Genomic DNA, 1,516 nt, shown 5'->3' with positions numbered 1-1,516 from the left:
CTACCGGCGCGACCAGCCTGAGCGCGCGATGCCCGACCGGCCCGCGGTCCGGTGGCTGCGCCCCGTGGCGGCCGTGGCGGTGCCGCTGCTGCTGGTCGCCGGCGGCCTCGCCGTGCTGGTCTGGCATCGGCGCCGGCAGGCGGACCGCCGCCGCGCTTGACCGGGCCGAGGCGGGGGATCATGTTCCCGCCGATTTTTGGCGGCGCGCCCTCGCGCCGCCTCCCCCCATGCGCGCCATGCGCGCCACGCACGAGGCCCGATGTCGAAGGAAGACATGATCGAGTTCAGCGGCCAGGTCGTTGAACTCCTCCCCAACGCCATGTTCCGCGTGAAGCTGGACAACGACCACCTGGTGCTGGCGCATACCAGCGGGAAGATGCGCAAGAACCGCATCCGCGTGCTCGCCGGCGACCGCGTGAACGTGGAGATGACGCCCTACGACCTGACCAAGGGCCGCATCACCTTCCGGTTCAAGTGACCGGCATGCGCCTCGGCCGCTTCCAGTAGCGCACACCATGCCGGACCAGCGCCCGGCGCTGGTGCTGGCGAGCGCCAGCCCGAGGCGCCTCGACCTTCTCGCCCGCCTCGGCATCGTGCCCGACCGGGTCATTGCCACCGACATCGACGAGACTCCGCTCAAGGCCGAGGTGCCGCGCCCGCACGCGGCGCGCCTGGCGCTGGCCAAGGCCGAAGCCGCCGCCGCGCAGGCGCCCGATGCGCTGGTGCTGGCGGCCGACACCGTGGTCGGCGTGGGCCGGCGCATCCTGCCCAAGGCGGAGACCGAGGATCAGGCGCGCGCCTGCCTGATGCTGATCTCGGGCCGCCGCCATCGCGTGACGACCGCGATCGTGCTGGCGCTGCCCGACGGGCGCCGCCTGAAGCGCGTGGTGGAGAGCGCGGTCACCTTCCAGCGCCTGACGGAACAGCAGATCGACGCCTACCTCGCCGGCGGCGAATGGCGCGGCAAGGCCGGCGGCTATGCCATCCAGGGCCACGCCGAGGCCTTCATCCGCTTCCTCTCGGGCAGCCATTCCAACGTGGTGGGCCTGCCGCTCTTCGAGACGGCGCAGCTGCTGCGCGGGATCGGATGGCTGCGGCCGTAGCGGCGCCAGGCGGCGTGGCGATCCACGTCAGCACCTCGCCGGGCGAGATCCGCACGGCCCTGGTGCAGGACGGCGCCGTCCTCGAGGCCTGGGTCGAGAGGCCGGCCCGCCCGGACGGCGTGGGGGACCTGCATCGCGGCCGCGTCGCCGCCCTTGCCCCTGCCATGTCAGGCGCCTTCATCGCGCTGGCGGACGGGCAGACCGGCTTCCTGCCGGAGAGCGAGGCCAGCGCTGCGCGCACCCCGATCGCCCAGGCGGTCAACGAGGGCATGATCCTGCCGCTGCGCACCACCCGCGCCGCGCAGGGCGGCAAGGGCCCGCGCGTGACGGCGCGGCTGACGGAGAAGGAGGCCGCGCGCATCGCCGCGGCACCACCCGGCGCGCCGCGCCTGGTCGCGCGCGGCCCGGATGCC

The 1,516-nt window shown here is 74.2% G+C and carries 2 protein-coding genes and 1 pseudogene; all 3 read left to right on the top strand.

The window, feature by feature from the left end; genetic code table 11:
- Nucleotides 1–259 precede the first annotated feature (259 nt).
- Entirely contained in the window at nt 260–478 is a 219-nt protein-coding gene (gene infA / locus HW578_RS26395) for a translation initiation factor IF-1 (RefSeq protein ID WP_198373672.1), read from the top strand.
- 37 nt (nt 479–515) lie between these two features.
- Nucleotides 516–1,103, top strand: a complete 588-nt coding sequence (locus tag HW578_RS26390; protein WP_198373671.1) for a Maf family nucleotide pyrophosphatase — start codon at nt 516–518, stop codon at nt 1,101–1,103.
- Nucleotides 1,104–1,117: 14 nt separating this feature from the next.
- Nucleotides 1,118–1,516: pseudogene (locus HW578_RS26385) on the top strand (ribonuclease E/G); the annotation flags it as partial.

This window comes from Roseomonas rosulenta (assembly GCF_016106005.1).
Lineage (GTDB): Bacteria > Pseudomonadota > Alphaproteobacteria > Acetobacterales > Acetobacteraceae > Neoroseomonas > Neoroseomonas rosulenta.
Note: the sequence above shows the minus strand (reverse complement) of the source record. Positions and strands in the feature narration are given on the sequence as shown.